Source organism: Peterkaempfera griseoplana, from assembly GCF_001418575.1.
GTDB classification, from domain to species: Bacteria; Actinomycetota; Actinomycetes; order Streptomycetales; family Streptomycetaceae; genus Peterkaempfera; species Peterkaempfera griseoplana.
Window position 1 is genome coordinate 1 of the sequence record NZ_LIQR01000600.1, and the last position, 2,527, is coordinate 2,527.

Below are 2,527 nucleotides of genomic sequence, written 5' to 3' on the forward strand. Positions count from 1 at the left end.
GGTGTGGGGTGCGGGGAAGTGGCCGGGGTCGGCGTCGGAGACGGCGATGCGCAGGCCGGCCGGGGTGAGGTCGAAGCGGGCGCGGATCTCCCGGCCCGGCGACGCGCGCCCGTGGCGTACGGCGTTGGTGAGGAGCTCGCTGAGGACCAGCTCCGCCGGGTCCAGACAGTGGTCGGCGCCGCAGATGGTGAGGAAGTGGCGCAGCAGACGGCGGCCCTTCCCGACCGACGCGGGGTGGCGGGTGAGGCGGCACTCCAGCTCACCGTGCCGGGTGGTCGACGTTTCTGCCGGGGACATCGGGCTGCCTTCCTGCTGTGACTGATCGTGAGTCGAGTGTCACTGGTTGCTACTACGCTTGCGAGGGTTGGAGGTTCAGCTGGTCAAGTGCAGGACGGGGGGCTTTGCGATGGCGCCGACGAAGGATCTCGACGGGGCGGCGAGTCCGCGGGCGTTCTTCGGTGCGGAGCTGCGGCGGATGCGCGTCGCCGCAGGTCTGACGCAGGAGGGGCTCGGCGCGAGGATCTATGTCTCGGGCGCGTACGTGGGCCAGATCGAGGCCACGACGCGCTCTCCCAACCAGGAGCTTGCTGTGCGGCTCGACACGGCGCTGGGCGGTGAGGGCCACTTCGTGCGGCTGTACGAGATGGTCGAGCGGAGCAGGGAGCATCCGCCGTTCTTCGCGAGCTTCGCGGAGCTGGAGAAGACGGCCACGGGGATCGAGGTGTACGCAGCCCATCTCGTCCCGGGGTGGCTGCAGACCGCCGCGTATGCGCGGGAGACGTTCCGGGCGGTGTGGCCCTACACACCGGAGGAGCGGATCGAGGAGATGGTGGCGGCCCGGCTGGCCCGGGCGGAACTGCTCAAGGACCCAACAGGCGTGGAGTTGTGGGCGGTTCTCGACGAGGCGGTGATCAGGCGGCCCGGGCTCAACCCCGGCATGATGCGGGAACAGCTGGAGCGCATCGCGGATCTGGCGCGGTCGAGGCGCATTGTGGTGCAGGTGCTGCCCTACAGCGTGGGGATGCACGCCCTGATGGCCGGGCCCCTCACACTGCTGTCCTTCGCGAACGCGCCCACGGTGGCTTATACGGAGGGTCCGCACTCCGGCCAGCTCTTCGATTCGCCCGAGACGATCAGGGCTTGTCGGCGGTCCTACGATCAGGTGAGAGCTGCCGCGATGCCGCCGGGAGCTTCGCTCGAACTGGTCGAGGCGATGACGGAGGGCTGCAAGTCATGATTACTGCAGGGGAGTTGGGCTCGGCCGTCTGGCGCAGGAGCAGCTACAGCAGCGGTGACGGCGGCGAGTGCGTCGAGGTGGCCGTCGGCTTGCCGGGGGCGGTGCCTGTCCGGGACAGCAAGGATCCGCAGGGGCCTGCGCTGGTGTTCCGGGGTGAGGCCTGGGCTGCGTTCGTGGCAGAGGTGAAGGCGGGCGGCTTCCACCGGGCCGGCTGAGGACGTCTACGGTCCTGGGGTTCCCGAGCGGGCGGCCGTGGTCGCGGTCGCAGGTGCTCGGGTCGTCGCCGTCCACGGCCGGTGCGTACATGCGAGGGCCGCTGCCCGGACCGGGCGGTCCGGGCAGCGGCCCCAGGTGGCGGTGGAGCGTTACGGCATCGAGTGGACGTGGGAGCCCACGGTGGTGGAGAAGGCGTTGCCGTTGGCGGCGTCCCAGTTGGTGGACCAGGTCATGGCGCCGCGGATGGTGGGCCACTTCGCCGGCGGGATGAAGGAGCCGCAGTGGGTGCCGGTGGCGAGGCAGTCCAGGGCGTTGTCGACCACCGAGGGGTCGACATAGCCGCTGCCGGCGGCCCGGCTGGAGGCGGGGACGCCGATGCCGACCTGGTCGGGTCGCAGGCCGCCCTGGATGTGGGTGCAGACCTGGGAGGTGATGAAGTCGACGGTGCCCTGGGAGTAGACGTTGCCGTTGCAGCCGTTCATCGAACCCGAGTTGTAGAACTGGGTGTTCACCACCGTGAGGATGTCCTTCACGGCCAGCGCCAGCTGGAAGTAGGCGCCGCTGGTGTTGTACATCCCGATGGTCTCGGGAGCCATGGTGAGGATGAAGCCCGACCCGGCCTTGCTCGCCAGGGAGTGCAGCGACTGCGCCATGTAGGTGGCGTTGACGCCGTTCTCCAGGTCGATGTCGACGCCGTCGAAGCCGTACTGCTGCATCAGTGAGTAGGCACTGTTGGCGAAGTTGGCGGCGGCGGTGGAGTCCCCGACCGAGATGGTGCCGTTCTGGCCGCCGACCGAGAGCACCACGCGCTTCCCGGCGGCGTGCTTGGCGGCGATGTCCGCCTTGAAGTCGGCGTCGGTGTAGCCGCCGAGCTTGGAGGCGAGGGCCGAGTCCAGGGTGAAGGTGATGCCGCCGGGCTTGGACGGGTCGGCGTCGGCGAAGGAGACGGCGATGATGTCGTAGGCGCTCTGGACGTCACGCAGCCGCTGCACGGTGGCGCCGTTGTCGAAGTTCTGCCAGTAGCCGGTGACCGCGTGCTTGGGCAGCCCGCTGGTCGGGGGCTGGGAGGTGGGG

Annotated in this window: 4 protein-coding genes; 2 read left to right on the forward strand and 2 right to left on the reverse strand. The window is 69.6% G+C overall.

Going from position 1 to position 2,527, the window contains the following annotated elements; genetic code table 11:
• Positions 1-297, reverse strand: a 297-nt coding sequence (locus tag AOK09_RS33810; protein ID WP_169797100.1) for an ATP-binding protein, incomplete at its 3' end; no start/stop codon positions are given.
• A 67-nt stretch (positions 298-364) separates the two neighbouring features.
• Between AOK09_RS33810 and AOK09_RS33815 the strand changes: the two genes are divergently transcribed.
• A complete protein-coding gene (locus AOK09_RS33815) occupies positions 365-1,237 on the forward strand; it encodes a helix-turn-helix domain-containing protein (protein WP_157876146.1) in 873 nt (290 codons plus the stop codon).
• Complete coding sequence (locus tag AOK09_RS33820) at positions 1,234-1,452, forward strand: DUF397 domain-containing protein (protein WP_055591045.1); 219 nt, start codon at positions 1,234-1,236, stop codon at positions 1,450-1,452. The genes AOK09_RS33815 and AOK09_RS33820 overlap by 4 nt, the downstream gene beginning before the upstream one ends.
• 150 nt (positions 1,453-1,602) lie before the next feature.
• Here the strand turns inward: AOK09_RS33820 and AOK09_RS33825 are convergent.
• Positions 1,603-2,527, reverse strand: a 925-nt coding sequence (locus AOK09_RS33825) for a chitinase (protein ID WP_169797101.1), incomplete at its 5' end; no start/stop codon positions are given.

Coding starts and splice junctions, on each gene's coding strand:
- AOK09_RS33820 (WP_055591045.1), top strand. CDS start 1,234: ATGATTACTGCAGGGGAGTTGGGCTCGGCCGTCTGGCGCAGGAGCAGC.